Below are 23,694 nucleotides of genomic sequence, written 5' to 3' on the forward strand. Positions count from 1 at the left end.
CCCCTCCGAGGGAGAGGAAAACGGTCTGGCCCGCTCAGGCGCCACTGGCCCGCGCGGCGCGAGGGCGACATCCGTCCCGTCTCCACCATCACTCCCCCGCTTGCAGGACGGCCGGTCCGCCGCGACGGCGGCGGGCGTTCACCCGGTGCCGGAGGCGGTCGAGGGAGAGGTAGACGACGGGGGTGGTGTAGAGGGTCAGGATCTGGCTCACGATCAGGCCGCCGACGATGGCGATGCCGAGGGGCTGGCGCAGCTCCGCACCCTCGCCGCCGCCGACGATCAGCGGCGCCGCCCCGAGAAGTGCCGCCAGCGTTGTCATCATGATCGGGCGGAAGCGCAAGAGGCAGGCTTCGGTGATCGATTCCGAGGGCGAGAGCCCCCGGGTGCGCTCGGCGTCGAGGGCGAAGTCGACCATCATGATCGCGTTCTTCTTCACGATGCCGATGAGCAGGAACACGGCGATCAGCGCGACGATCGAGAACTCGGTGCCGGTGACGAGGAGCGCCAGCACCGCCCCGATGCCCGCGGAGGGGAGGGTGGAGAGGATCGTCAGCGGGTGCACGAAGCTCTCGTAGAGGATGCCGAGCACCGCGTAGACCGCGAGGATCGCGGCCAGGATCAGCAGCGGCTGGCGCGAGGCGTTGGACTGGTAGTTCTTGGCCGCGCCGGAGAACGAGCCGTGGATGGTGGCGGGCAGCCGCAGCTCCGCCATGGCCCGGTCGATGGCGTCGGTCGCGTCCGAGAGGCTCTTGCCCGGCGCGAGGTTGAACGAGATCGTGGTGGCCACGAACAGGCCCTGATGGCTCACCTGCACGGGGGCGTTGCCGGTCTCGAAGCGGGCGAAGGCCGAGAGCGGGATCATCGTCTCCTTGGCGGAGGAGACCGGCGCGCTCGACGAGGCGCCCCCCTTCGAGGCGGCGATGGCGTTGGCCGCGGCGTTGCGGGCGGAATCGGAGGCGATGGCCGAGGCGGTATCCGTCGTGGTGGCGCCCGTGCTCGCGGTGCCCGTCGTCGTGCTGGTGCTGCTCGCATTGGTGTTGGCGGTGCCGGCCGCCGCGACGGTGCCCGCGACCGCGTTGGTGGTGGCCGAGCCGCGCGCCTTGCCGCCCGAGGTCGAGACGAAGATGCGCTTGAGCGTCTCCGGCGTCTCCAGGTAGCGCGGGTCGATCTCCATCACGACGTGGTACTGGTTCAGCGGGTTGTAGATCGTCGAGACCTGCCGCTGGCCGAAGGCGTCGTAGAGGGTGTTGTCGATCTTGTCCGGGGTGATGCCGTAGCGGAAGGCGGTGGCCCGGTCGATGACGATGCGGCTCTCCAGGCCGCCCTCCTGCTGGTCGGAGGTGACGTCGGAGAAGGTCGGGTCCTTCTGGAGCGCGGCGAGCAGCTTCGGCGCGGCCGCGTAGAGCTCCTCCGCCGTGTCGCCCTGCAGGCTGTACTGGTACTGGGCGAAGCTCTGGCGCCCGCCCATCTGCAGGTCCTGGCGCGGGAAGACGTAGAGCCGCGCGCCCGCCACCCGCGCGAGCTTCGGGCGCAGGCGGTTCATCACCGTCGAGATCGGGTCGCGCTGGCTGCGCGGCTTCAGCCCGATGAAGGCGTTGGCCGAGTTGGTGCCGCGCCCGCCCGTGAAGGCGACGACGCTGTCCACCGCCGGGTCGGCCTGCACGATGGCGGCGGCCTCGCGGAGCTTCTTCTCCATGGCCTGGAAGGAGATGCGCTGGTCGGCCTGGATGCCGCCCATCATCTGCCCCGTGTCCTGCTCGGGGAAGAAGCCCTTCGGCACGATGACGTAGAGGTAGACGTTGAGCCCCACCGTCGCGAGCAGCGAGAGCAGGACGAGGCGCGGGTGGCGCAGGGCGACCGCGAGCGTGCGCTCGTAGGCGGCGAGCATCGCCTCGAAGCCGTTCTCCAGGCCGCGCAGCAGGATGTTCGGGCGCTTGGCCGCGCCATGCGCCTCGGGCCTGAGGAGGCGCGCGCACATCATCGGCGTGGTGGTCAGCGACAGCACCAGCGAGATCAGGATCGCCAGCGACAGGGTCAGCGAGAATTCGAGGAAGATGCGCCCGACGAGGCCGCCCATCAGCAGGATCGGCAGGAACACGGCGACGAGCGACAGGCTCATCGAGATCACGGTGAAGCCGACCTCGCGGGCGCCGATCAGCGCCGCCTCGATCCGGGGCTTGCCCATCTCGATGTGGCGCTGGATGTTCTCCAGCACCACGATGGCGTCGTCCACCACGAAGCCGGTGCCGATGATCAGCGCCATCAGCGAGAGGATGTTGAGCGAGAACCCGAGCAGGTACATCGCCGAGAAGGTGCCGATGATCGAGATCGGCACGGCGACCGCCGGGATCAGCGTCGCCCGGCCCGAGCGCAGGAAGGCGTAGACCACGAGGATCACCAGGGCGACGGCGATCAGCAGGGTCTCCTCGGTGGCGGCCAGCGTGGCGCGGATCGTGGCGCTGCGGTCGCCCGTGAGCTTGATCTCGATGCCGCCGGGCAGGGCGGCCGAGATCTGCGGCAGCGCCTCCTTCACGCCCTTGATGGTCTCGACGACGTTCGAGCCCGGCTGCTTGTAGACGAACAGGATCACGCCCTGTTTGCCGTTGACGAGGCCGAGATTGCGCCGGTCCTCGACGCCGTCGGTGATCCGGCCCACATCGGTGAGCCGCACCCCGGCGCCGTTGCGGTAGGCCACGACGATGTCGCGGTAATCGTCCGCCTTGCGGCCCTGGTCGTTGGCGTAGAGCTGGTAGCGCCGCCCGCCGACCTCGACATCCCCCTTGGGCGAGTTGGCGTTGGCCGAGGCCAGCGCCGCGCGGATGCCCTCCAGCCCGATCCCGTAGTTGAACAGCGCGGTCGGATCGAGCTCGACCCGCACCGCCGGCAGCGAGGAGCCGCCGATATCGACGTTGCCGACGCCCGGCAGCTGCGAGAGCTTCTGCTGCACCACCGTGGCGGCGGAATCGTAGAGCTGGCCCGGCGTCAGGGTGTCCGAGGTCATCCCGAGGATGATGATCGGCGACTCGGCCGGGTTGAACTTGCGGTAGGTCGGGTTGGTGCGCAGCGAGGCCGGCAGGTCGGCGCGCGCGGCGTTGATCGCCGCCTGCACGTCGCGCGCCGCGCCGTCGATGTCGCGGTTGAGGCCGAACAGCAGGACGATGCGCACGGTGCCGGTGGAGCTCGTGGACGTCATCTCGTTGACGTCGGCGATGGCGCCGAGGCGCCGCTCCAGCGGCGCCGCCACCGTCGTCGCCATGGTGTCGGGGCTCGCGCCCGCCATCTGGGCCTGGACCAGGATGACGGGGAAGTCGACCTGCGGCAGCGGCGCCACCGGCAGCTTCAGGAAGGCGAAGAGGCCGGCGAGCACCACGCCGATGGTGAGGAGCGTCGTCGCGACCGGGCGCCGGATGAACGGCTCGGAGATGTTCACGGGAGGGGGCTCCCGGTTTCCGGAGCGGACGCAAACCTCGATCTCGGGCGCTCTCCTCCCCCTTGCGGGGAGGAGGCAGGAGGTGGGGGTGGCGCAGGATGGATCGCAGCGGTGCCGTCTGCGCCACCCCCACCCCCGGCCCCTCCCCGCAAGGGGGAGGGGAGAGCCGCTGAGCGGTCCCCCCTCACGGCAGCGCCTCGCCGCCGGCGAGGTCGGGCCCGCGCCGCCCGGTGACGCGCCGCTCCAGCCGGTCGAAGGCGAGGTAGATCACCGGCGTGGTGAACAGGGTCAGCACCTGGCTGACGATCAGGCCGCCCGCGATGCAGATGCCGAGCGGCTGGCGCAGCTCGGAGCCCACGCCCTCGCCGAAGATCATCGGCACGGCCGCGAAGAGCGCCGCGAGCGTGGTCATCAGGATCGGGCGGAAGCGGAGCAGGCAGGCCTGGTAGATGGCCTCGCGCGGATCCATCCCGTCCTCGCGCTCGGCCTGCAGCGCGAAGTCGATCATCATGATCGCGTTCTTCTTCACGATGCCGATCAGGAGCACGATGCCGATGATCGCGATGATGTCGAGCGAGAGCCCGAACAGCATCAGGCCGAGCAGCGCCCCGATTCCCGCCGAGGGCAGGGTCGAGAGGATCGTGATCGGGTGGATGAAGCTCTCGTAGAGCACGCCGAGCACGATGTAGACGGTGACGATCGCCGCCATCACCAGGAACAGCTCGTTGCCGAGCGCCGCCTGGAAGGCGAAGACCGAGCCCTGCGGCACCACCCGGAAGGAGGAGGGCAGGTTCACCTCGGCCTTGGCCCGGTCGATCGCCTCGATCGCCTGGCCGAGCGCGGCGCCCGGGGCGAGGTTGAAGGACACGGTGGTCGCCGGGAACTGCCCGAGATGCGAGATCAGCAGCGGCGCCCGCCGCTCCGAGATGCGCGCCACCGCCGAGAGCGGCACCTGCCCGTTGGTGGCGGTGGAGGAGGGCAGGTAGATCGTCTCGAGGCTCTCGAGCGTCCGGTGCATGTCCGGATCGGCCTCCAGGATCACCCGGTACTGGTTCGACTGGGTGAAGATCGTCGAGATGATGCGCTGGCCGAAGGCGTCGTAGAGCGCGTTGTCGATGGTGGCGGGTGTGATGCCGTAGCGGCCCGCCGTCGGCCGGTCGATGGTGATGTAGGCGGCGAGCCCCTGGGCCTGGTGGTCGCTCGCCACGTCCGCGACGACGGGCGAGCGGGCCAGCGCCTCGGTGAAGCGCGGCACCCAGGTGTCGAAGGCCTCGATGTCCGGGCTCTCCAGGATGACCTGGTACTGCGTCGCCGAGACCGCGGTGTCGATGGTGAGGTCCTGCACCGGCTGCAGGTAGAGCCGGATGCCGGCCTCGTTCGCCGTCGCCCGGTTGATGCGGCGGATGATGTCGGAGGCGGAGGCGGTGCGGGCCTCGCGCGGCTTCAGGTTGATCAGGAAGCGGCCGGAATTGAGCGTGACGTTGGAGCCATCCACTCCGATGAAGGAGGTGAGGCTCGCCACATCTGGATCCTTCAGGATCGTCGTGGCCAGCCGCTGCTGGCGCTCGGCCATGGCGCCGTAGGAGACGGTCTGGTCGGCCTGGGTCACGCCCTGGATCACGCCCGTGTCCTGCACGGGGAAGAAGCCCTTGGGGATCGCCATGAACAGGTAGGCGGTCAGCGCCACCGTGCCGAGGGTGACGAGGAGCGTCAGGCCCTGGTGGTCGAGCACCACGCGTAAGCTCCGGCCATAGGCCGCGATCGTCCCTTCCGTGGCGCGCCGGCCGAGGCGGGACAGGGCGCCCTCGCGCTTGTGCGCCCGGTGCTCCGGCTCGTGCTTGAGGAGCCGCGCGCACAGCATCGGCACCAGGGTCAGCGAGACCACGGCCGAGATCACGATCGTGGCGGCGAGCGTGATGGCGAATTCGTGGAACAGGCGCCCGACCACGTCGCCCATGAACAGGAGCGGGATCAGCACCGCGATCAGCGACACGGTGAGCGAGATGATGGTGAAGCCGATCTCGCGCGAGCCCTTCAGCGCGGCCTCCAGCGGCGAATCGCCTTCCTCGACGTGGCGGGCGATGTTCTCGATCACCACGATGGCGTCGTCCACGACGAAGCCCGTGGCGATGGTCAGCGCCATCAGCGAGAGGTTGTCGAGGGAGAAGCCGTAGAGGTCCATGATCGGCAGCGCGCCGACGAGGGACAGCGGCACCGACAGGCTCGGGATCAGCGTCGCCGAGAGCGAGCGCAGGAACAGGAAGATCACCATCACCACGAGGCCGATGGCGAGGCCGAGCTCGAACTGCACGTCGTGCACCGAGGCGCGGATCGTGGTGGTGCGGTCGGTCAGGAGCCCGATCCCGATCGCCGCCGGCATCGAGCCCTGGAGCTGGGGCAGCAGCTCCTTGATCTTGTCGACGGTGGCGATGACGTTGGCGCCCGGCTGGCGCTGGATGTTCAGGATGACGGCGGGCGTCTCGTCGGCCCAGGCGCCGAGCTTGATGTTCTCGGGCCCGTTGACCACGTCGGCCACGTCCGAGAGCCGCACGGGCGAGCCGTTGCGGTAGGCGATGATCGCGTCCTTGTAGGCGGCGGGGTCGCGGATCTGGTCGTTGGCGTTGATGACGTAGGACTGCTTCGGCCCGTCGATATTGCCCTTGGGCGTGTTGACGTTGAGGTTGGTGATCGTCGTGCGCAGGTCGTCGATGTTGAGCCCGTAGGCCGCGAGCGCCCGTGCGTTGAAGCGGATGCGCACGGCCGGACGCTGGCCGCCCGAGATGCTCACCAGGCCGACGCCCGCCACCTGGCTGATCTTCTGCGCGAGCCGCGTCTCGGCGAGGTCGCGCACCTGGGTCAATGGCAGGGTCTTCGAGGTCAGCGCGAGGGTCAGGACCGGCGCGTCGGCCGGGTTCACCTTGGCGTAGATCGGCGGGGCCGGCAGATCCGAGGGCAGCAGGTTGCCCGCCGCGTTGATCGCCGCCTGGACCTGCTGCTCGGCGATGTCGAGGGAGAGGTCCAGGCTGAACTGCAGCGTGATGACCGAGGCCCCCGCCGAGCTCTGCGAGGTCATCTGGTTGAGGTTGGCGAGCTGGCCGAACTGCCGCTCCAGCGGGGCCGTCACCGCCGAGGTCATCACCTCGGGGCTCGCCCCCGGATAGAAGGTCTGCACCTGGATCGTCGGATAGTCGACGGAGGGCAGGGCCGAGACCGGCAGGTTCAGGTACGACACCCCGCCGACGATCAGGATCGCCAGCATCAGGAGCGTGGTGGCGACCGGGCGCAGGATGAAGAGGCGGGAGGGGTTCATGAACCGCCTCCGATCGACAGGTCAGCCCCCCATCTCCCCGCTTGCGGGGATAGGGCCGCGTCTCCCCGCAGGCGGGGAGAGGGGATCCTGGCTGTCACCCGTCCCATCGCTACTGCGCCTGGCGGCGGCGGCCCCGGCGCTCCTGCTGCGGCGTGCCGCCCTCCGGCGTCCCGGTGGCGGCCGGAGCGGCGGCGGCGCCCGGGGATCCGGGGCCGTCCGGGCGCAGCTGGCTCTGGGCGCCGGCGCCGCTCGTCACCCGCACGGGGGCGCCGTCGCGCAGGCGGTCGGTGCCGTCGGTGACGACCCGGTCGCCGGCCTTGAGCCCGTCGAGCACCACGGTGCGGGTGCCGTCGGTCTCGCCGGTCTTGATCGGGCGCACGGTGACCTTCTCGTCCCCGTCCATCAGGTAGACGTAGGTGCCCGGCGTCCCCTGGAGGATCGCGGCGTTCGGCACGAGCGCCGCGTTCGTCACCGTGTCGACCGTGAGCTTGGCGTTGACGAACTGGTTCGGGAACAGAGCCTCGTCGTCGTTCTGGAACAGGGCGCGCAGCTTCACCGTGCCCGTGGTCACGTCGATCTGGTTGTCCACCGTGTCGAGGGTGCCGGTGGCGATCTCGTGGGAATCGCCGCGGTCGTAGGCGCGCACCGCGAGCTTGGCGCCCGCACGCACCCGCCGCATCACCCGCGCCACGTCGTCCTCGGGGAGCGTGAACACCACCGAGATCGGGTGGAGCTGCGTGACCACGACGATCGCGGTGTTGCCGGCGGTGATGTAGTTGCCCTGGTCGACCTGGCGCAGGCCGACGCGCCCGTCCACCGGCGAGATGATGCGCGTGTAGGTGATGTTGAGCTTCTGCTGGTCGACGAGGGCCTGGTCGGCGGCGACCGTGCCCTCGTTCTGCTTCACCAGGGCGCCCTGGGTGTCGACGTTCTGCTTCGAGATCGAATCCTGCTGCGACAGGCGCCGGAAGCGCTCGAGGTCGAGCTTGGAATTCTGCAGCAGCGCCTGATCGCGGGCGAGCTGGCCCTGGTACTGCGCGAGCAGGGCCTCGTAGGGGCGGGGATCGATCTGGGCGAGGTAGTCGCCGCGCTTCACCGTCTGCCCCTCGCGGAATCCGATCTCGGTGAGGTAGCCGCTGATCTGCGAGCGCATGGTGACGGTGGCGAGCGGCGTCACCGTGCCGAGCCCCTGCAGCACCACGGGGATGTCGCCGGTCGCCACCTCGGCGACGCCGACCGCCTGCGGCATGTCGTGGCCGCCCCCGCCCCGGCGGCCGCCCTTGCCGTGGACGGCCGCGGTCTCGCCCTCAGGCTTCTGGCGCGCGTCGTACCAGCGGTGCGCGAGCGCCCCGAGGCCGAGCAGGGCCACGAGCAGCAGCATCCAGCGCAGCGGCCGGGCGCGGCGCCGCGTCGGCCCGGGCTCCAGATCCGGCTGGTAGGCCCGCGCAGTGTCCGTGCGGATCGGTGAACTCTCGTTCATGCCTGATCAGAACATCTTTCCCTGTGGCGCGCGCCGGCCGGCGGCTCGGAACCGGAGTCGAACGCGCGCCTTCGTCATGGGCTGAGCCGTCATGGGCCTGGGCCGTCGACGGACCCTGCCGGCCCAATGCGGTCTCACTACGGCGCCGACGTTTCGCGCATGTTGCCGGCGGCGGCCGGCCCGTCCGCGCCGTAGTAACGCACCACCTCGCGAAAGGAATCGTCGGCGGGCGTCACGGGCAGGGCGAGCCGCAGGGCCACCCCGAGGGCGCCGGCCGTGAGGGCGAGGAGCAGGCAGGTTCGCATCGGCAGCCTCCGGGGACGGGGCCGGGACCGTAGCGCGAGTGCGTCGCGCCGCGCACGCGAAAAGGGCCGCCAATCTCTTGGCGGCCCTATCCGTCCACGACCGGAACGACGCCTTCGGTGATGCCGGACGAGGGGGCGAAGTCCCGCACCGCCCGGCGTCGTCCCGGCCGTGTGCTCAGAGAGGTATCTCACGACTGATGAATGTCAACAATCGTCAGTCGGAGGTCCGCTCCAGACACGGTGGGCGCGTGCGCTGGCGCACGCTGCGGTTGTTCTCCCCAGGCTGTTCCGCGCGTCGGGCCGGCCTGTTATCAGGGCCGGCATGCGCCCGGTCCCTCCCGCTCGCCCGGCCGTCGAATCGGTCCGCCCGGCATGAATCCCGTCTTCGCCGACCTGCCCACCACGGTGTTCGAGCGGATGTCCGCGCTCGCCCGCGCGCATGGGGCGATCAATCTCGGCCAGGGCTTCCCCGACGATCCGGGCCCCGCCGACATCCGCGAGGTCGGCGCGAAAGCCTTGATCGCAGGCAACAACCAGTACCCGCCGATGATGGGGCTGCCGGAGCTCAGGACCGCGATCGCCGCGCACTACGCCCGGCACCAGGGCCTCGACCTCGATGCCGGGAGCGAGGTGATGGTGACCTCGGGCGCCACGGAGGCGCTCGCCGGGGCCCTGATGGCGCTGATCGAGCCCGGCGACGAGGTGGTGCTGTTCGCGCCCATGTACGACGCCTACCTGCCGCTGGTGCGGCGCGCGGGCGGCGTGCCGCGGATCGTGCCCTTGCGCCCGCCCGCCTTCCGCCTGGAGGAGGCGGCCCTCGCGGCGGCCTTCTCGCCGCGCACCCGCGTGGTGCTCCTGAACAACCCGCTCAATCCGAGCGCCACCCTTTTCGGCGCGGACGACCTCGCCCTGCTCGCCGCGTTCTGCCGCCGCTTCGACGCGGTCGCCGTCTGCGACGAGGTCTGGGAGCACGTGGTCTTCGACGGCGCGCGGCACGTGCCCCTGATGGCGCTGCCCGGCATGCGCGGGCGCACGGTGAAGATCGGCTCGGCCGGCAAGATCTTCTCGCTCACCGGCTGGAAGGTCGGCTTCGTGATGGCCGATGCCGGCCTGATGCGGGTGCTCGCCAAGGCGCACCAGTTCCTCACCTTCACCACCCCGCCGAACCTCCAGGCGGCGGTGGCCTACGGGCTCGCCAAGGACGAGGCTTATTTCGCGGGGATGCGCGCCGGCTATGCCCGCGCCCGCGACCGGCTGGCGGAGGGCCTGGACCGGCTCGGCTACCGCGTGCTGCCGGCGCAGGCGACGTGGTTCCTCAACATCGACATCGCGGAGTTCGGGGGCGACGACGTCGCCTTCTGCGAGGCGCTGGTCGTCCGCCACGGCGTCGCGGCGATCCCGGTGAGCGCGTTCTATCCGGACGCGGCGATGCGCCACCTCGTGCGCCTCTGCTTCGCCAAGGCCGATGCCACCATCGACGCGGCGCTCGAACGGTTGGCCGATGCCCGCCGGAGCGCGGCGTGAGCGGCCGGCTTGCGGGGCGCTCACGCCGGGGCCACATCGAGGGGCATGAGCTCGACCCGGATCCCCGCGATGGATTTCTCCCAGGCCGCCTTCCGCCGGGGCGCAGGCCCCGATCCGCGCGCCGGCGCGCCCCGGCCGCATCCGCTGGCGGATACAAGCCCCGAGGCCAGCCTCGCCCGGCTGGAGACGCTCGCCCACCTCCTCGACACGGCCTTCCTGATCCCCGGCATCAACCGCCGGGTCGGGCTGGAGGCGGTGATCGGCCTCGTGCCGGTGGTCGGCGATATCGCCGGCGCTGTCATCTCGTCCTACATCGTGTACGAGGCCAAGCGCCTCGGCGCGCCGCGCTGGCTCCTCGCCCGCATGGCGCTGAACGTCGCCTTCGACGGCGCGGTGGGCATCGTGCCGCTGGCGGGCGACCTGTTCGACGCGGCCTTCAAGGCCAACCGCCGCAACGTGCGCCTGCTGCGCCGCTGGCTGGAACGCAGCGGGACGGTGCGGCCGAGCGAGATCGAGGGTACGGCCGTCCGGCTCGACGGCTGAGGCCGCATCTGGAGGGGCGGAGCCGTTGAACGAACACACCCGCCCCGATCCAGCACGCCCCCCGGAGGCCGAGGCGCTCGGCCTGCCCCTGCCCGGGGCGCAGCCGATCGTCCTGCGCCCCGGGGGCGAGGAGCCGCTGGAGCCGGCCCCGGCGGCGCCCGCCCGGCGCGGCTTCCTCTCGCCGCTCAACCGGCGCCGCCTGCAGAACTTCCGCGGCAACCGGCTCGGCTACTGGTCCTTCGTGATCTTCGCGTGCCTCTTCGTCGTCAGCCTGTTCGCGGAGGTGATCGCCAACGACCGGCCGATCCTCGTCTCCTACAAGGGCGAGTGGCTGGTGCCGGTGCTCGTCGACTACCCCGAGGAGAAGTTCGGCGGCTTCCTGGCGCAGACGGATTACCGCTCGCCCGAGATCGCCAAGGAGATCGCCGGGAACGGCTGGGCGCTCTGGCCGCCGATCCCGTTCTCCTACAACACCATCAACAACGACCTGCCGACGCCGTCCCCGTCCCCGCCGACCTGGATGCTCACCGACGCGCAGTGCAAGGCCGCGGCGGAGGCCGTCGGCGGCACCGGCTGCCGCGACATCCCCTGGCACTGGCTCGGCACCGACAACACCACCCGGGACGTGCTCGCCCGCGTGATCTACGGCTTCCGCATCTCGGTCCTGTTCGGACTGATCCTCGCCGCGGTCTCCTCGGTCGTCGGCGTGATCGCCGGCGCCGTGCAGGGCTATTTCGGCGGCTGGGTCGATCTCAGCTTCCAGCGCTTCATCGAGGTCTGGGGCGGCATCCCGACGCTCTACCTGATCATCATCATCTCGGCCTTCATCGCGCCGGGCTTCTTCGTGCTGCTCGGCATCATGCTGCTGTTCTCCTGGGTGGCGCTCGTCAGCGTCGTCCGGGCCGAGTTCCTGCGCGCGCGCAATTTCGAGTATGTGCGCGCCGCCCGCGCCCTCGGCCTGTCGAACGTGCGGATCATGACGGTGCACCTGCTGCCCAACGCCATGGTCGCGACGCTGACCTTCCTGCCGTTCATCCTGAACGGCTCGATCACCACCCTGACCTCGCTGGACTTCCTCGGCTTCGGCCTGCCCCCCGGCTCGCCCTCGCTCGGCGAGCTGCTCGCCCAGGGCAAGGACAACCTCAACGCCCTCTGGCTCGGGCTCACCGCCTTCTTCGTCATCGCGGCGATGCTGAGCCTGCTGGTCTTCGCCGGCGAGGCGGTGCGCGACGCCTTCGACCCGCGGAAAACGTTTTCCTGAAAACACCGCTCCCGCGCGCGGCGCCGCGCCGGATCGACAGCAATCGGGCCGGGCCGGGGCGCACATCCGCTGCGCTTCGGCCTGTTTCCCGCGGCGCGGCGCGGCCTGTCCCGTCATCCGGCCGACAAGTCCGAATGTTGCCAGCATGTTAAGCGGTTCGTTCCCGGGAAAGAGCGCGGTCGAGGCTGCGGCCCAGCATTCGCATTCCGGAAAGAGCTGGAACCGCGGCGCCGCGGACAAACGGAGCTGAGGGCAAGAGAGCTCGCAGCAGCTGACCAAAAGGGATAAGGGGTCTAATCACAGAGAAATGACGTTTCTTCCTTGCTTTCTCTGACCATTATCTTACCTCGCAGCCAGGGGGACCCTGCGCCGTCGGCAAGGTACGAGGATCGCAAGTATGTCTGAAACCGTCGCACAACCGCAGCCGAACTACATCGAACGAACGGTCGATGTCGTCGCGGCCTATGTCTCGAACAACTCGATACCGACGGCCGAGCTTCCGGCGCTGATCGCCAGCATCCATGAAGCGCTCAACACGATCGCCTCCGGCCCGGCCCTTCAGCCGGCCGAGACCGTCGAGAAGCCGAGCAGCGCGCAGGTCCGCAAGTCGATCCGTCCCGATGGTCTGGTCAGCTTCATCGACGGCAAGTCCTACAAGACGCTCAAGCGGCACCTGACCAAGCACGGTCTCGATCCCCAGAGCTACCGCGAGCGCTACGGCCTGCCGCCGGATTACCCGACCACCTCGGCGAACTATTCGGCGCAGCGCTCTGCGCTCGCCAAGAGCCTCGGTCTCGGCCAGCCCGGCCGCACGACGGTCGCCGAGAAGGCGGAGGAGCCCGCGCCGGCCCCCGAGCCCGAGGCGCCGGCCCGCGGCGCCCGCCGCAAGGGCGGCTCCCGCCGCAAGTCGTCTGTCGAGACCGCCTGAACGGTTCCGCCTGAGCGCTCCCCTTCGATCCGGGGGAGCGCCTCATACGACATCCGGGTGATGCCTTCGGGATGGCGGATGGCGCCTTCGCTCAAGCGCCGCGCGGGCTGGCTGATACCGCGTCCGGTCCGATCAACCGGACGCGGCATCAGAGGGAGGCGCGGCGTCCGAGCAGCCAGCCCCGGGCGCGTGCCACGAGGGCGGGCCGGGCTTGCACCGCTTCCTCGGCATCGACCAGCGGCGAGGAAGCGAGCGCGTCGAGATAGGCCTGCTCCGCCTCGCGGCAGGCGCGGAGCGCCGCGTCGGCGGCGAGCATCCGGCCGGTCAGCCGCGACTGGATCCCGAAATTGCTGTTCAGGCAGCCCTGCCAGGCGGCGTGCCGCGTCCCGGCTTCGCCGGCCTCTGCGTGCCCGCACAGCGCGAGCGTCAGGGCGAAGGATCCGGCGATGGCGAAGGATCGGATCATGGTGAAGGCGCCGCTAGCGAATGCGGCAGCCTCGCGCACCGGCCGTTAAGATCGCGCTAACTTTCAAAGGGCTCGGCCCGTCCCGGTCCGGGACGGGTGTGGTCCGGCGCCGTTCAGCGGTTGGCGGTCATGGCGGGCGAGGTGACGCCGCCGAGCGAGACCCACGCCACCGCGTCCTGGCTCTCGCGCTTGACGAAGACGTAGCCGGTGCGGTGCCAGGGCAGGATCTGGCTGGTCTTGTTGTCGAGCACGAGGTCGCCGCGGTCGGTGATCAGGGTCAGCACCGCGTGGCCCTCGCCCTTCTCGTCGATCACCACCGTCATGCGCATGGCGCGCTTGGGCAGGCCGGCCGCGGCCAGCAGGTGGCGCTTGAGCAGCTGGAAGTCCTCGCAATCGCCGATGCCGTCCTCGGCCAGGTCCCAGCGGTCGGGCACGCCGAGATGGTCCATGTCGGTCATCGCCCGCACGCTCTTGTTGACCCGCTTGTTCACCGCCACGATCTGCGCCCAGGTCGACGCGTTCAGCGTGATGCGCGCCGCCTCGGCGGTGTCGACCGCGCATTCGGCGGCGTAGGACTGGCAGAAGCCCACCCAGGCCGCGATCGGCTTGGCCGCGCCCAGCGGCTCGGCGAAGCTCGGGCTCGCGGGCAGCGCCGCAAGGGTCTGGGCGCCGACCGGGACGGCCATGCCGAGAGCGAGGAGGAGGCCGGCGGCGACGCCCCGCAGGGCGCCCGTGCGGGCCGTCACACCATCCCGCCGCTTCGAAACCGGGAACCGCATGGCCTTCGACCCAACCCGTTAAGCTCTCGTTAACGAAAGCTCTCACGCCCGGGCCTGCCCGGCAATCGGCAGCTTAACAAAAGGTTAACGGTGTGGGCAACGTGGGAAACTCCGCTCCCTGCTGGCCTGCGGCCTGGAATGCACAGGGGCGATCTCGCGGCGGAGCGGGGCCCGGCGTCGCAGGCCGCACGCGCATTCGGGCTGGAGCCCGGCGGTCCTGGGTGCCGGCCGACGTCATCGGGGCGTGACGGCACGCGCGATGCGGCCCCTCTCGGACGTGGGGGAGGGGATGGAGGGGATCGGCTTCGCGTTAAAGGCCTGCTCGATCCGCTCGAACAGGCCCTCAGACGGCGCGGGCGTTGTGGAGCTGCTCGAAGTCGAGCGGCGCGGTGTCGATCACGATCTGCGTCCGGCTGATCACTTCCAGCTTGCGCAGGATCTCGGAGACATGCGCCTTCACGGTAGAATCGCCGACCTGAAGCTCGTGGGCGATCTGCTTGTTGAGCTTGCCCTGGCGGATCATCATCAGCACCCGCAATTGCTGCGGGGTCAGCCGGGCGATGCGCTCGGCGAGCGGGGTCTTGCGCGGCTTCGGCGGCGGCGCCTCCAGCCCCGCCGGAATGACGAGCGCTCCGCTCAGCACGTCGGCGATGGCCCGGGTGAGGGTCGCCTTGTCCACGGCCTTGGGCACGAAGCCCGCCGCCCCGTGCTGCAACGCCTCGTGCATGATGCGCGGGTCCTCGTGCCCAGACACCACCAGGATCGGCACCCGGGGGAAGCGGGTCCGCACGGTGACGAGCCCGTCGAACCCGGTCACGCCCTGCATCGAGAGGTCGAGCAGCGTCAGGTCGATGCCGCGGTTCTCGGCGAGGATCTCGCAGGCGCGCGCGATCCCGTCCGCCTCGTGCAGCACCGCGTCCGGATGGGCGAGCCGGATGGCGCTGGCGAGCGCGTCCCGGAACAGAGGGTGGTCGTCGACGATCAGCAGTTGCATGGGCGCGCTCCCGCCGCGCTCGTTCGAGACCGTCCCGTTCGATGGCCGGTACCGCGCATTGTCCATGAAGCGCCGCGTGCAAACAATGGCCGCGGCCTCGCCCATTGGTCCGAGACGGGGCCCGGTCCGCCCGGGGAGGCCGCGGCCAAGCTGCGGAACTTCCTTGTGAAAACCGCTGCCGTTGCGTGTTTCGGTTGTGCCCGACATAATCCCTTCAGGCGAGAGCGGGTGCCAAGCCCGCCGCACGGGCCATGGGGTGGAAATTGGGACAAGGAACGCGGATGCGCGCGCATCTGTGCGGCATCAGGACGGCCTGGACCGAAGCCGCCTCGCCCGAGGCGGCCGCGGCCGAGATCGCGCGCGCCGTGGGCGCAGGGATGGCGCAGCTCGTCGTCTTCTTCTCGCCCGATTACGACCCCGAGACGCTGCTGCGGGCGCTCGAGGCGCAGGTGCCGGGCACCGAGATCGCCGGCTGCACCACCTCCGGCACGATCTGCCCCGAGGGCGGCATCGACCGCAGCCTCGTGGCGATCGCCTTCCCCCGGCGCGGCTTCCGCATCGTCTCGACGCTGCTCGACGCGATCGACAACCTCGACGTCGAGCGCACCGCCTCCGCGGTGCGGGCCCTGCGCCGGACCCTCGACCCCGAATACGACCTCGCCGGCGATCCGGCCCGGCGGCCCGAGCGCTGCTTCGCCCTCTCCCTGATCGACGGGCTCGCCAATGCCGAGGAGACCGTGGTCTCGGCCATCGCCTGGGCCCTCGACGGCATCCCGCTGGTCGGCGGCTCGGCGGGCGACGACCTCACCTTCCGCGACGCGGTGGTGCTCCATGGCGGCCGCATCCACCGCCGCGCCGCGGTGCTGATGCTGGTCGAGACCGATTATCCGGTGCAGATCTTCAAGAGCGACAATTTCGAGCCGACCCAGACCAAGTTCGTGGTGACCGCCTCCGACGGCGAGCGCCGCATCGTGCACGAGCTGAACGCCGAGCCCGCCGCGCGCGAATACGCGATGGCGGTCGGGCTCGACCCCGAGGGGCTCTCGCCGATGAGCTTTGCCGCCTATCCGCTCGCGGTGAAGGTCGGCGGCGAGTATTTCTGCCGCTCGATCCGGCATCTCAATCCGGACGGCTCTCTGAGCTTCTTCTGCGCCATCGACGAGGGCGTGGTGCTGACGCTGGCCGAGCCGCGCGACATCGTCGCCACCACCCGCGCGGAGCTTTCCCGCCTCGACGACCTCATCGGCGGCATCGACCTGATCATCGGCTTCGAATGCGTGCTGCGCCGGCTCGACGCGGAGGGGCGGCAGGTGCGCCAGGGCATCGCCGATCTCTACCGGCGCTACAACGTCGTCGGTTTCGAGACCTACGGCGAGCAGTACCGGGCGATGCACCTGAACCAGACCTTCACCGGCATCGCCATCGGCAAGCTGCCGCAATGAACGTGCGCACGCCCCCGCCCGCTCCGGCGCCCGAATCCGAGGCGGAGCTGCGGCGGCGCATCGAGAAGCTGGAGCGCATCAATGCCGCGCTCATGGCCCATGTGGAGCGCTCCACCGACCAGCAGGGCGGCTCCTACGCCCTGTTCCAGACCGCGATCACCCTGGAGGGCCGCGTCCGCAGCCGCACCGAGGAGCTGACCGGGCTGATGCACCGGCTGGAGCGCTCGAACGCGGCCCTGGTGGCGGCGAAGGAGGAGGCGGAGAACGCCAACCGCTCGAAGACGCGCTTCCTCGCCGCCGCGAGCCACGACCTGCTCCAGCCCCTCAACGCGGCGCGCCTCTCCCTCTCGGCGCTCGCCGACCTGCCGCTCTGCCACGACGCGACGGTGGTGGCCGGCCAGGTCGAGCGCGGCCTGCAGACCATCGAGGACCTGATCAAGACGCTCCTCGACATCTCGAAGCTCGATGCCGGCATCGTGCGCCCGCAGCTCCGGCCCCTGAGCCTGCCGGACCTCCTTGCCGGGCTCGCCGCGAGCTTCAAGCCGTTCGCCGAGCGCAAGGGCCTGCGCCTCGTGGTGCGCTGCCCGGACGTGACCGTGGAAACCGACGGCGTCCTGCTCCAGCGCATCCTGCAGAACCTCGTCTCGAACGCGGTGCGCTACACGGCCTCGGGCGGCGTGCTGATCCTCGCCCGCACGCGCGGCGACCGGATCCGGGTCGACGTGATCGATACCGGCTGCGGCATCGCGGCCGAGGAGCGCGATCTCGTCTTCGACGAGTTCTACCGCGGCGGCACGCGGCGCGCCGTGCAGGGCGGGGAATCGGGCGAGCCGGGCCTCGGGCTCGGGCTCTCGATCGTCCGGCGCATGGCCGCAGCCCTGGGACACCCCCTGGCGCTCGCCTCGCGGCCGGGGCACGGCACCCGCGTCTCGCTGACCCTGCCGCCGAGCGCGGCGCCGCCCGAGCCGGAGATCCGGGCCGCCCCGGTGGCGACCCGGCTCTCGGGCGCCCGCATCCTGATCGTGGAGAACGACGCCTCCACGGCGGACGCCCTCAAGCGCCTGCTGCAGAACTGGGACGCCCGGGTCGCCGCCTTCCGCGACCTCGCCGGCGTGCGCTCGGCGATCGAGGGCGGCGCGACCGCCCCCGACATCCTGATCCTCGAATACCATCTCGACGACGGCGCCTGCGGCCTGGAGGTGGCGCACTACCTCCGGGCGCTGCGCAGCACGCCGCTGCCCGTCATCCTCACCACCGCGGATTACAGCCCCGAGATCGAGGCCGAGGCGGAGGCCTGCGGCGTCGAATTGGTGCGCAAGCCGATCAAGCCGGCGCAGCTGCGCTCGCTCCTGACCTACATGCTGGCGTGAGAGCCGGCTCTAGCGCCGGCCCCCTCCGAAGCCGCCGCCCGGGCCGCCGCCACCGAAACCGCCCGCCCCGCCGAAGCCCCCCGGGCCGCCGCCCGCGCCCGGCATGTTGAGGCCGCCCGGCGCGCCGTAGCCGCGCGCCGGCCCGCCGAATCCGCCGGGCCCCCCGGAATCCGGCGCGCCCATCATGCCGGAGCCCGGCCGCGTGTCGATGCCGCGGGGCGCCTCGAAGCCGCCGCGCGGCGCCAAGCCCTCGCCGGGTCCGCGAGCCGGGCCCTGGCCCGGCAGGCCGCGCAGGTCGAGCCGGTCGCGCTCGAACCGCGGCCCGTCGCGTAAGCCGTCCCGGGGCGCCTGGAAGCGGTCGGAGAAGGGCTCCGCCGGGGCGAGCCGGTTCTCGATGCGCAGGCGCTCCAGCGTCAGGCGCCCGTCGCCCGTGACCTCCGTGGTGAGCACCGCCCGCACCGCCCCGGTGCGCGGCAGCGAGCCCGCCGAGGCGCCCGCCACGTCGAGGCCGGAGCCGAGGGCGATGCCGCCCTTGCGGCGGCCGATATAGGCCTCGATCGAGGCGGTCCGGATCCCCGGCGGCAGCCCGGCCTCGGCGGCATCCGTCACCGTCAGGGTGTTGCCCGCCGCCCGCCCGCTCACGGCGGCGCGGCGCCCGGCCGCGAGCGCCTGACTGCCCGCGAGCCTGAGCCCGCCGATCATCGACGTGCCGTCCTTCGCCCTGTGGACCGGCCCGGCGACCCGGTCGGGGCCGCCCGCGCGCGGCTCGATCAGGCTCGCCACCACGACCCCGTCCGGACGGCGCAGGCCGCTGACCGCCACGCGCTGGCCGACGCTCCAGGGGCCGCCCGCCAGCCCCGCCGCCGCGACGCGCGGGCCGAGCACGGTGACCCGGTCGCGGCCGACCGCCTCGACCGTGCCGACCACCTCGCTCGTCACGTCGATGCGCCGGGTCGCGAGGCCGCTCCCCTCGGGGCGTGCGACGACGCGGACCACCTGGCCGATCCGCAGGTCGGCGGCCTTGGCCGGCGCCCCGTCGATGCGCACCGCCACGTCCTCGGGATAGCTGATGCGCAGATCGTTCACGACGATCGAGCCGAAGCGGCGGATCGTGCCGATCACGCCCGTGCCGCCGATGCCGCGGTCGCCCTCGCCGGGGGCCTCGGTCAGCCGGGCGCCGGTGCCGCCGATGCCCTGGTCGCGGATCGGCGCCTCCTGCGCGGGGGCGAGCCGTGGCAGCAGCAGGCCGCCGAGGCCCGCGAGGAGGCGCAGGGCGCGGCGGCGGTTTAGGGAGCGCGGGGGCACGGCCGGCTCCTTAGCGGGCGGCCGGAGCATGGGGCGAGGCGGGGGCCGCCTCGGCGTAGACGTAGATCCCGAAGTTCCAGCGATGCTCGCCGCCGGGATCACCCTGGCAGGCGGCATGCGCCTCGCGGTTGGCCTGATGCAGGGCCTCCATCGCGATCTCTCGGGCGCGCGCCTCCAGGCGCTTGGCCAGTTCCTCGGAGAGCCCGTCGTAATGGACCGCGCGCTCGAGGAAGCGCGGCGCCTCGCCGACGATGTTGGCGACGCTCGCGGCGATGTGGTCGTGCAGGTTGCGCCCGAAATAGTAGAGCTGCGGCTCGCCCTCGCCCTTCGGCACGTAGGCGCCCTCCGCCAGCACGATCCGGTCCTCCGCGTCGAGGGTGGCGAGCCCGCGGTCGAGCCACTCGTCGAGCACCGCGCGCGGGCGCAGGTCGCGGGTGATGCCGGCGACCAGGGCCTCGAAGGAGGGCGCCTCGCCCGGGGCCACGCGCGGCAGCGGCAGGGGGCGGCCCTGGCCGTCGGTGAAGCGCGGGTCGGCGAGCCAGCGCGCGATGATCCGGCTGGTGCGCGAGACGACGGCCGGCACCGCGCTCACTGGCGCCCCCGCGCCGCGCAGGCGCCGCACCTCCTTGCGGTGGATCCCGGTGAGCAGCGAGACGCGGCTGTCGGTCTGCTCCTTCCCGGGGAGCGCGAAGTCGTACTCGGCCACGTTCACGTAGAGCTCGCGCAGCAGGTTCGTCAGCGCCGGGAAGGTGATGCCGCGCGCCACGAACAGGCGCACCAGCGGGCGCAGCAGGCGCGCCACCGGCGCGTGAAGGGCTGCGTCCTCCGAGGATGCGTGTGCGTCCGACATGGCGCGGACCATACCCAAGCAAGCGTGGGACACAATCCCACGAGGTGCGCGGGCGCACCGGGATGCACCGAAATCCCGTTGACGTGGGATTTTTGCACACGTAAACGAACTGCGTGGTCAAATTTCCCACGGAACTGGCGGAGAGATAACGATGGCCGACCGGAGACCGCTCCATGCCGCGCCGGCCCTGCCGCCTCTCCGTCCCACCCGCATCGCGGCCGCCCACGGCGTCGCCGCGACGCTGGCTCCCGACACCGCGCGCCTGACTCGGCTTGCCGTCAGTCTCGCCGCGCTCGCTCTGCCCGCTCTCGGAATCGCCTGCGCGGATATGGTCCCCCGCGCCGGCGCGCCCGGAGCGCCGCAGGCCGCCGCCCCGCTCACCCCCTCGCGCGGGGCGGCGGCAGCCGCCGGCCTCCTCCGGTCCTCCATCCCGGTCCGGGAGGCGTCCCTGAGCCTCGGCAGCGAGGCTCGCCCATGATGGCGGTTCCGCTCGATGCCAGGGCCGACCGCCGGAACGAGCGCGAGGGTTGCGGGGGCGCCAACGTCCTCGACCTCGCGATCTGCCTTATCCTGGCCGTCACAATCGTCGGCCTGCTGCTCCTGGCCCTCTGACGGCCGCCCAGGCGCCCCCGCCCGCCCCGCGCGGCGCGGCCCCGCGCCCATCCCAACGAGACCCTTCCCATGTCGAGATCCATCCCGGCCGCCCTCGGCGGCCTCGCCACGGGCCTTGCCCTGACGCTCGCCGGCGCCCAGGCCGCCGACCTGCCGCGGCGGGCGGTGCCACCGCCCCTGCCGAGCCTGCCGGTCTTCACCTGGACCGGCTTCTACGCGGGCGTGAATGCGGGTTACGGCTTCCGCGGCGGCGGCAGCGGCTTCACCGATCCGACCTACGGCGCGGTGACCGGCGGCGGCAGCCGCGGCGGCTTCGCCGGGGGCGGCCAGATCGGCTACAATTACCAGCTGACGCCGGGCTCCGGCTGGGTGGTCGGCGTCGAGACCGACATCCAGGGCACCGCCTTCGCCAAGGCGGAGGCCGCCTATCTCGGCACCACCCCCTATTACAGCGTGCGCCCGAGCCTCGACTATTTCGGCACGGTGCGCGGCCGGATCGGCTACGCCTTCGACCGGGTGCTGGTCTACGGCACCGGCGGCTTCGCCTATGGCGGCGGCAGCCGCAGCGGCTACGCGGCCTCCTACCCCAACACGCTGCCGGACAGCTTCCGCACCGGCTACGCGGTCGGCGGCGGCGTCGAGTACGCCTTCACCGAGAAGCTCTCGGCCAAGGTCGAGGCCCTCTACGTCTCCCTGCGGCGCGGCTTCACCGGCGCGACCGTCTACGATGCGAGCGTGCCGGCCTATTACGGCGGCGGCCGGGATCCCGGCGATTTCGGCCTCGTCCGCGCCGGCCTGAACTACCGGTTCTGAGAGATCGCCCGGGTGGGATGAGGCGTCGCCGCGCCTCATTCCATCCCTCGCCCCGGCCTCTCCCGACCGGCGCGGGAGCCGTGTGCGCGGCGGCACCGACGCCGGTCGGCAACTATTCGATCCGTATTCCCGTGGATGGGATCGGTCTTCGGCTCGCCGAAGACAGGTCTCGTCCGGCGCCTGAGGGGGCGCGGCGCGGTAGCCGAGGCTTTTGGCGGCACAGCATGCCGAATGTCACGGTTGCCGCGCCTGTCGCCTGACCCATCTTGGCCGGCGAGAGGGGACTGCAACCGAGTAGGACCAGAGCCTTGACCGAGACCCTGTTCTCCCGCCTTCCGGCGCTCGCGGTCGGCTGCGCCGTCGCCGCGGCGGCGATCCTGCCCCTGCGGGCCCAGGAACTGCCGCGGATCGATCCGCAGCGGGGCGCCTTCCTGATCCACGGCAATTTCTGCGGGCCGGGCAATCGCGGGCCGGGCCATCCGCCGATCGACGCCCTCGACCTCGCCTGCGCCCATCACGATGCTTGCACGCCGTCCCTCGCCTCGGGCCGGCTGGCGACCTGTGCCTGTCACGACCGCCTGCATGCCGAGGCGGGCCTCGTGGCGCGCGACCCCTACACGCCCGACTCGGTGCGCCAGACGGCACAGTTCATCGCGGACGGCGCGCTGGCGCTGCCCTGCGACCCTTGAGAATCCGGATTTCGAAAGGGATCATTCCTTTCGCGGGTCCAGGGCGGAGCCCTGGACCTTCCGATCGAGGCGCGCGGCTCAGGCCTGGTCGGCGGCGCCGGCCTTCGGGCCGCCCTTGGCGACGCCGACGAGGGCCGGGCGCAGCACCCGGTCGCCGATCACGTAGCCGGACTGCATCACCTGCACCACGGTGCCGGCGGGCACGTCCGGGTTCGGCACCTCGAACATGGCCTGGTGCCGGTTCGGATCGAAGCGCTGCCCCTCCGGCTCGACCGCCTTCACGCCGTGGCGCTCCAGCGTCTTGCCGAGGTCGCGCTCGGTCAGCTCAATGCCCTCGATGAGACCCTTGAGGGCGCCCTCGGCACTGGCGCGGGCCTCGGCGGGCACGCTGTCCAGGGCACGGCGCACGTTGTCGGCGACGGTGAGCATGTCGCGGGCGAAGTTCGTCACCGCGTAGGTGCGGGCGTCGGCCACCTCGCGCTCCGTGCGGCGGCGCAGGTTCTCCATCTCGGCCAGGGTGCGCAGCGCCCGGTCCTTCAGCGCATCGCGCTCGGCGGTCATGGCCGCGAGCGCGTCGGGCTGCGCCTCGGCGGTTGCGGAGCCGTTCTGCGCGTTCGCCTCGGTCTGGGCCTGGGCAGCGCCGGCCTCCGCCGCCTCGCTCCGGCGCGGGTCGTCCTGCTGCATGTCGTTGCTCGTCATGATGTTTCAGTCGGAATGCGGAAAGTCGCGGCTGATATCAGGCGGCCGCTCGGCGAAATCAACCCGCTCGTCCGGCTGGGAGGGCCTCAGAGCCGGGCGAGCAGCTCGGCCTTCTTGCGCGCGAATTCCTCCTCGGTCAGCACGCCGCGGGCATGCAGGGCGGCGAGGCGCTCGATGGTGGCGATGATGTCGCCGCCATGGGCGGAGGAGGAGGCGAACGAGGCGCCTGGCGGATCCGCGAAGGCCGGCGCCGTCTCGGGCTCGGGATGGCGCATCATCGCCTCCGCCTCGGCGCCGATGCGGCGCAGCCGGTCGAGATGGACCGTGCCCTGCGGGCCGGTGAAGCCCAGCGTCCCGTTCGACTGCGAGACCCCGGAGATCTGGTACTCACCCGTATCGTAGACGGCGACGCCGTGGCCCGATTCGATGGCGAGGCGCCGGCTCTGCGGGAAATAGGCGTAGCGCAGGCCGTCCTGTGCGCCCGCGCTCGCCGGATGGCCGAGATCGGCCGGCCACCACTCGCCGCCGCCGCGCAGGCTCTCGGGCGCGCCGCCCGCCGACCAGCCGCCGGGCGGAAGCGCCGCGGCGAGCTCGGTGCAGAGCCCCGCCACCCGCGCCTTGAGCGCGTTGTTGAACATGTCGCCGACCATGATCATGCCGCCGGCCGACCATTGGCCCATGCCGCCGAGATCGGGATGGTCGAACTGGGCCATGTTGCCCTGGCCGCGCTCCAGCGCCCGCATCACGTGGCGCACGGCGTCGAGGCTGACGCCGTAGCGGTCGGCCACGGCCTGGAGGCCGGAGGGGTGGTCGGGTCCCTGGTCGATCATGGCTCGGCTCCCGTGCGCACGCGGCTCCGCCGCCGTTCCTGCCCCGGATGACGCGGGCCTGGCA

General features: G+C 71.5%; 21 protein-coding genes. 10 read left to right on the forward strand and 11 right to left on the reverse strand.

Translation table 11 applies throughout. The features are described from left to right. Positions 1 to 88: 88 nt before the first annotated feature. The 4 genes from MTDSW087_RS05060 to MTDSW087_RS29980 form a co-directional block, all read right to left on the reverse strand. Positions 89 to 3,430, reverse strand: a complete 3,342-nt coding sequence (locus MTDSW087_RS05060) for an efflux RND transporter permease subunit (protein WP_144760987.1) — start codon at positions 3,428 to 3,430, stop codon at positions 89 to 91. A gap of 184 nt (positions 3,431 to 3,614) precedes the next feature. Next, complete coding sequence (locus MTDSW087_RS05065; RefSeq protein ID WP_144760990.1) at positions 3,615 to 6,740, reverse strand: MdtB/MuxB family multidrug efflux RND transporter permease subunit; 3,126 nt, start codon at positions 6,738 to 6,740, stop codon at positions 3,615 to 3,617. A gap of 109 nt (positions 6,741 to 6,849) precedes the next feature. After that, positions 6,850 to 8,220, reverse strand: a complete 1,371-nt coding sequence (locus tag MTDSW087_RS05070; RefSeq protein WP_144760993.1) for an MdtA/MuxA family multidrug efflux RND transporter periplasmic adaptor subunit — start codon at positions 8,218 to 8,220, stop codon at positions 6,850 to 6,852. A 137-nt stretch (positions 8,221 to 8,357) separates the two neighbouring features. Then, complete coding sequence (locus MTDSW087_RS29980; RefSeq protein WP_186383743.1) at positions 8,358 to 8,525, reverse strand: hypothetical protein; 168 nt, start codon at positions 8,523 to 8,525, stop codon at positions 8,358 to 8,360. 372 nt (positions 8,526 to 8,897) lie between these two features. Between MTDSW087_RS29980 and MTDSW087_RS05080 the strand changes: the two genes are divergently transcribed. The 4 genes from MTDSW087_RS05080 (at position 8,898) to MTDSW087_RS05095 (ending at position 12,781) form a co-directional block, all read left to right on the forward strand. Continuing rightward, positions 8,898 to 10,049, forward strand: a complete 1,152-nt coding sequence (locus MTDSW087_RS05080; RefSeq protein WP_144760999.1) for an aminotransferase — start codon at positions 8,898 to 8,900, stop codon at positions 10,047 to 10,049. A 69-nt stretch (positions 10,050 to 10,118) separates the two neighbouring features. Continuing rightward, positions 10,119 to 10,592 carry a DUF4112 domain-containing protein gene (locus MTDSW087_RS05085; protein ID WP_144761002.1) on the forward strand — a complete coding sequence of 158 codons (474 nt, stop codon included), beginning with the start codon at positions 10,119 to 10,121 and terminating at the stop codon, positions 10,590 to 10,592. 112 nt (positions 10,593 to 10,704) lie between these two features. Further along, positions 10,705 to 11,853, forward strand: coding sequence for an ABC transporter permease (locus tag MTDSW087_RS05090; protein ID WP_373321911.1), 1,149 nt, complete (start codon positions 10,705 to 10,707; stop codon positions 11,851 to 11,853). A 397-nt stretch (positions 11,854 to 12,250) separates the two neighbouring features. Then, complete coding sequence (locus MTDSW087_RS05095; RefSeq protein ID WP_144761008.1) at positions 12,251 to 12,781, forward strand: Ros/MucR family transcriptional regulator; 531 nt, start codon at positions 12,251 to 12,253, stop codon at positions 12,779 to 12,781. A gap of 148 nt (positions 12,782 to 12,929) precedes the next feature. On the opposite strand, the gene MTDSW087_RS05100 is transcribed toward MTDSW087_RS05095, so the two are convergent. The 3 genes from MTDSW087_RS05100 to MTDSW087_RS05110 form a co-directional block, all read right to left on the reverse strand. Then, positions 12,930 to 13,247: a hypothetical protein gene (locus tag MTDSW087_RS05100; RefSeq protein ID WP_144761012.1), complete on the reverse strand. Its 318-nt coding sequence runs from the start codon at positions 13,245 to 13,247 to the stop codon at positions 12,930 to 12,932. A 113-nt stretch (positions 13,248 to 13,360) separates the two neighbouring features. Next, positions 13,361 to 14,026, reverse strand: coding sequence for a transglutaminase-like cysteine peptidase (locus MTDSW087_RS05105; protein ID WP_144761015.1), 666 nt, complete (start codon positions 14,024 to 14,026; stop codon positions 13,361 to 13,363). Positions 14,027 to 14,369: 343 nt separating this feature from the next. Beyond that, positions 14,370 to 15,020, reverse strand: coding sequence for a response regulator (locus MTDSW087_RS05110; RefSeq protein ID WP_144761018.1), 651 nt, complete (start codon positions 15,018 to 15,020; stop codon positions 14,370 to 14,372). A 281-nt stretch (positions 15,021 to 15,301) separates the two neighbouring features. Here MTDSW087_RS05110 and MTDSW087_RS05115 point away from each other — a divergent pair, with 281 nt between their 5' ends. Together MTDSW087_RS05115 and MTDSW087_RS05120 are read left to right on the forward strand one after the other, a co-directional pair. After that, on the forward strand, positions 15,302 to 16,462 hold the full coding sequence (locus tag MTDSW087_RS05115) for an FIST N-terminal domain-containing protein (protein ID WP_186383737.1): 1,161 nt from the start codon (positions 15,302 to 15,304) through the stop codon (positions 16,460 to 16,462). Continuing rightward, entirely contained in the window at positions 16,459 to 17,832 is a 1,374-nt protein-coding gene (locus tag MTDSW087_RS05120; RefSeq protein ID WP_144761024.1) for a hybrid sensor histidine kinase/response regulator, read from the forward strand. The genes MTDSW087_RS05115 and MTDSW087_RS05120 overlap by 4 nt, the downstream gene beginning before the upstream one ends. A 9-nt stretch (positions 17,833 to 17,841) precedes the next feature. Here the strand turns inward: MTDSW087_RS05120 and MTDSW087_RS05125 are convergent, their stop codons facing one another. Beyond that, on the reverse strand, positions 17,842 to 19,137 hold the full coding sequence (locus MTDSW087_RS05125; protein WP_244948371.1) for a DUF5666 domain-containing protein: 1,296 nt from the start codon (positions 19,135 to 19,137) through the stop codon (positions 17,842 to 17,844). Positions 19,138 to 19,147: 10 nt separating this feature from the next. After that, the gene (locus MTDSW087_RS05130) at positions 19,148 to 19,987 is read right to left on the reverse strand and encodes a DUF6502 family protein (protein ID WP_144761029.1); all 840 of its coding nucleotides are present in this window, start codon (positions 19,985 to 19,987) and stop codon (positions 19,148 to 19,150) included. 151 nt (positions 19,988 to 20,138) lie between these two features. On the opposite strand from MTDSW087_RS05130, the gene MTDSW087_RS05135 reads away from it, so the two are divergent. From MTDSW087_RS05135 to MTDSW087_RS05145, 4 genes are all read left to right on the forward strand, one after another. Continuing rightward, on the forward strand, positions 20,139 to 20,465 hold the full coding sequence (locus MTDSW087_RS05135) for a hypothetical protein (protein WP_144761032.1): 327 nt from the start codon (positions 20,139 to 20,141) through the stop codon (positions 20,463 to 20,465). After that, entirely contained in the window at positions 20,462 to 20,599 is a 138-nt protein-coding gene (locus tag MTDSW087_RS29985) for a hypothetical protein (RefSeq protein WP_186383744.1), read from the forward strand. Before MTDSW087_RS05135 ends, MTDSW087_RS29985 begins: the two co-directional genes overlap by 4 nt. Before the next feature lie 69 nt (positions 20,600 to 20,668). Then, entirely contained in the window at positions 20,669 to 21,412 is a 744-nt protein-coding gene (locus MTDSW087_RS05140) for an outer membrane protein (protein ID WP_144761035.1), read from the forward strand. A 308-nt stretch (positions 21,413 to 21,720) separates the two neighbouring features. After that, entirely contained in the window at positions 21,721 to 22,101 is a 381-nt protein-coding gene (locus MTDSW087_RS05145) for a phospholipase A2 family protein (protein WP_144761038.1), read from the forward strand. A gap of 78 nt (positions 22,102 to 22,179) precedes the next feature. On the opposite strand, the gene grpE is transcribed toward MTDSW087_RS05145, so the two are convergent. Both grpE and MTDSW087_RS05155 read right to left on the reverse strand, forming a co-directional pair. After that, positions 22,180 to 22,800, reverse strand: coding sequence for a nucleotide exchange factor GrpE (grpE, locus tag MTDSW087_RS05150; RefSeq protein ID WP_280525252.1), 621 nt, complete (start codon positions 22,798 to 22,800; stop codon positions 22,180 to 22,182). An 86-nt stretch (positions 22,801 to 22,886) separates the two neighbouring features. Next, positions 22,887 to 23,630 (reverse strand): SHOCT domain-containing protein, encoded by a 744-nt coding sequence (locus MTDSW087_RS05155; RefSeq protein ID WP_144761040.1) that lies wholly within the window; start codon positions 23,628 to 23,630, stop codon positions 22,887 to 22,889. Positions 23,631 to 23,694 lie beyond the last annotated feature (64 nt).

The organism is Methylobacterium dankookense (genome assembly GCF_902141855.1).
Taxonomy (GTDB): Bacteria; Pseudomonadota; Alphaproteobacteria; order Rhizobiales; family Beijerinckiaceae; genus Methylobacterium; species Methylobacterium dankookense.

Bases quoted from the DNA above. Each gene is read 5' to 3' on its own strand.
- MTDSW087_RS29980 (WP_186383743.1), bottom strand. From the start codon at position 8,525: ATGCGAACCTGCCTGCTCCTCGCCCTCACGGCCGGCGCCCTCGGGGTG.
- grpE (WP_280525252.1), bottom strand. From the start codon at position 22,800: ATGACGAGCAACGACATGCAGCAGGACGACCCGCGCCGGAGCGAGGCG.
- MTDSW087_RS05120 (WP_144761024.1), top strand. From the start codon at position 16,459: ATGAACGTGCGCACGCCCCCGCCCGCTCCGGCGCCCGAATCCGAGGCG.
- MTDSW087_RS29985 (WP_186383744.1), top strand. From the start codon at position 20,462: ATGATGGCGGTTCCGCTCGATGCCAGGGCCGACCGCCGGAACGAGCGC.
- MTDSW087_RS05095 (WP_144761008.1), top strand. From the start codon at position 12,251: ATGTCTGAAACCGTCGCACAACCGCAGCCGAACTACATCGAACGAACG.
- MTDSW087_RS05140 (WP_144761035.1), top strand. From the start codon at position 20,669: ATGTCGAGATCCATCCCGGCCGCCCTCGGCGGCCTCGCCACGGGCCTT.
- MTDSW087_RS05135 (WP_144761032.1), top strand. From the start codon at position 20,139: ATGGCCGACCGGAGACCGCTCCATGCCGCGCCGGCCCTGCCGCCTCTC.
- MTDSW087_RS05085 (WP_144761002.1), top strand. From the start codon at position 10,119: ATGGATTTCTCCCAGGCCGCCTTCCGCCGGGGCGCAGGCCCCGATCCG.
- MTDSW087_RS05130 (WP_144761029.1), bottom strand. From the start codon at position 19,987: ATGTCGGACGCACACGCATCCTCGGAGGACGCAGCCCTTCACGCGCCG.
- MTDSW087_RS05065 (WP_144760990.1), bottom strand. From the start codon at position 6,740: ATGAACCCCTCCCGCCTCTTCATCCTGCGCCCGGTCGCCACCACGCTC.
- MTDSW087_RS05080 (WP_144760999.1), top strand. From the start codon at position 8,898: ATGAATCCCGTCTTCGCCGACCTGCCCACCACGGTGTTCGAGCGGATG.
- MTDSW087_RS05105 (WP_144761015.1), bottom strand. From the start codon at position 14,026: ATGCGGTTCCCGGTTTCGAAGCGGCGGGATGGTGTGACGGCCCGCACG.
- MTDSW087_RS05155 (WP_144761040.1), bottom strand. From the start codon at position 23,630: ATGATCGACCAGGGACCCGACCACCCCTCCGGCCTCCAGGCCGTGGCC.
- MTDSW087_RS05115 (WP_186383737.1), top strand. From the start codon at position 15,302: ATGCGCGCGCATCTGTGCGGCATCAGGACGGCCTGGACCGAAGCCGCC.
- MTDSW087_RS05070 (WP_144760993.1), bottom strand. From the start codon at position 8,220: ATGAACGAGAGTTCACCGATCCGCACGGACACTGCGCGGGCCTACCAG.
- MTDSW087_RS05110 (WP_144761018.1), bottom strand. From the start codon at position 15,020: ATGCAACTGCTGATCGTCGACGACCACCCTCTGTTCCGGGACGCGCTC.
- MTDSW087_RS05100 (WP_144761012.1), bottom strand. From the start codon at position 13,247: ATGATCCGATCCTTCGCCATCGCCGGATCCTTCGCCCTGACGCTCGCG.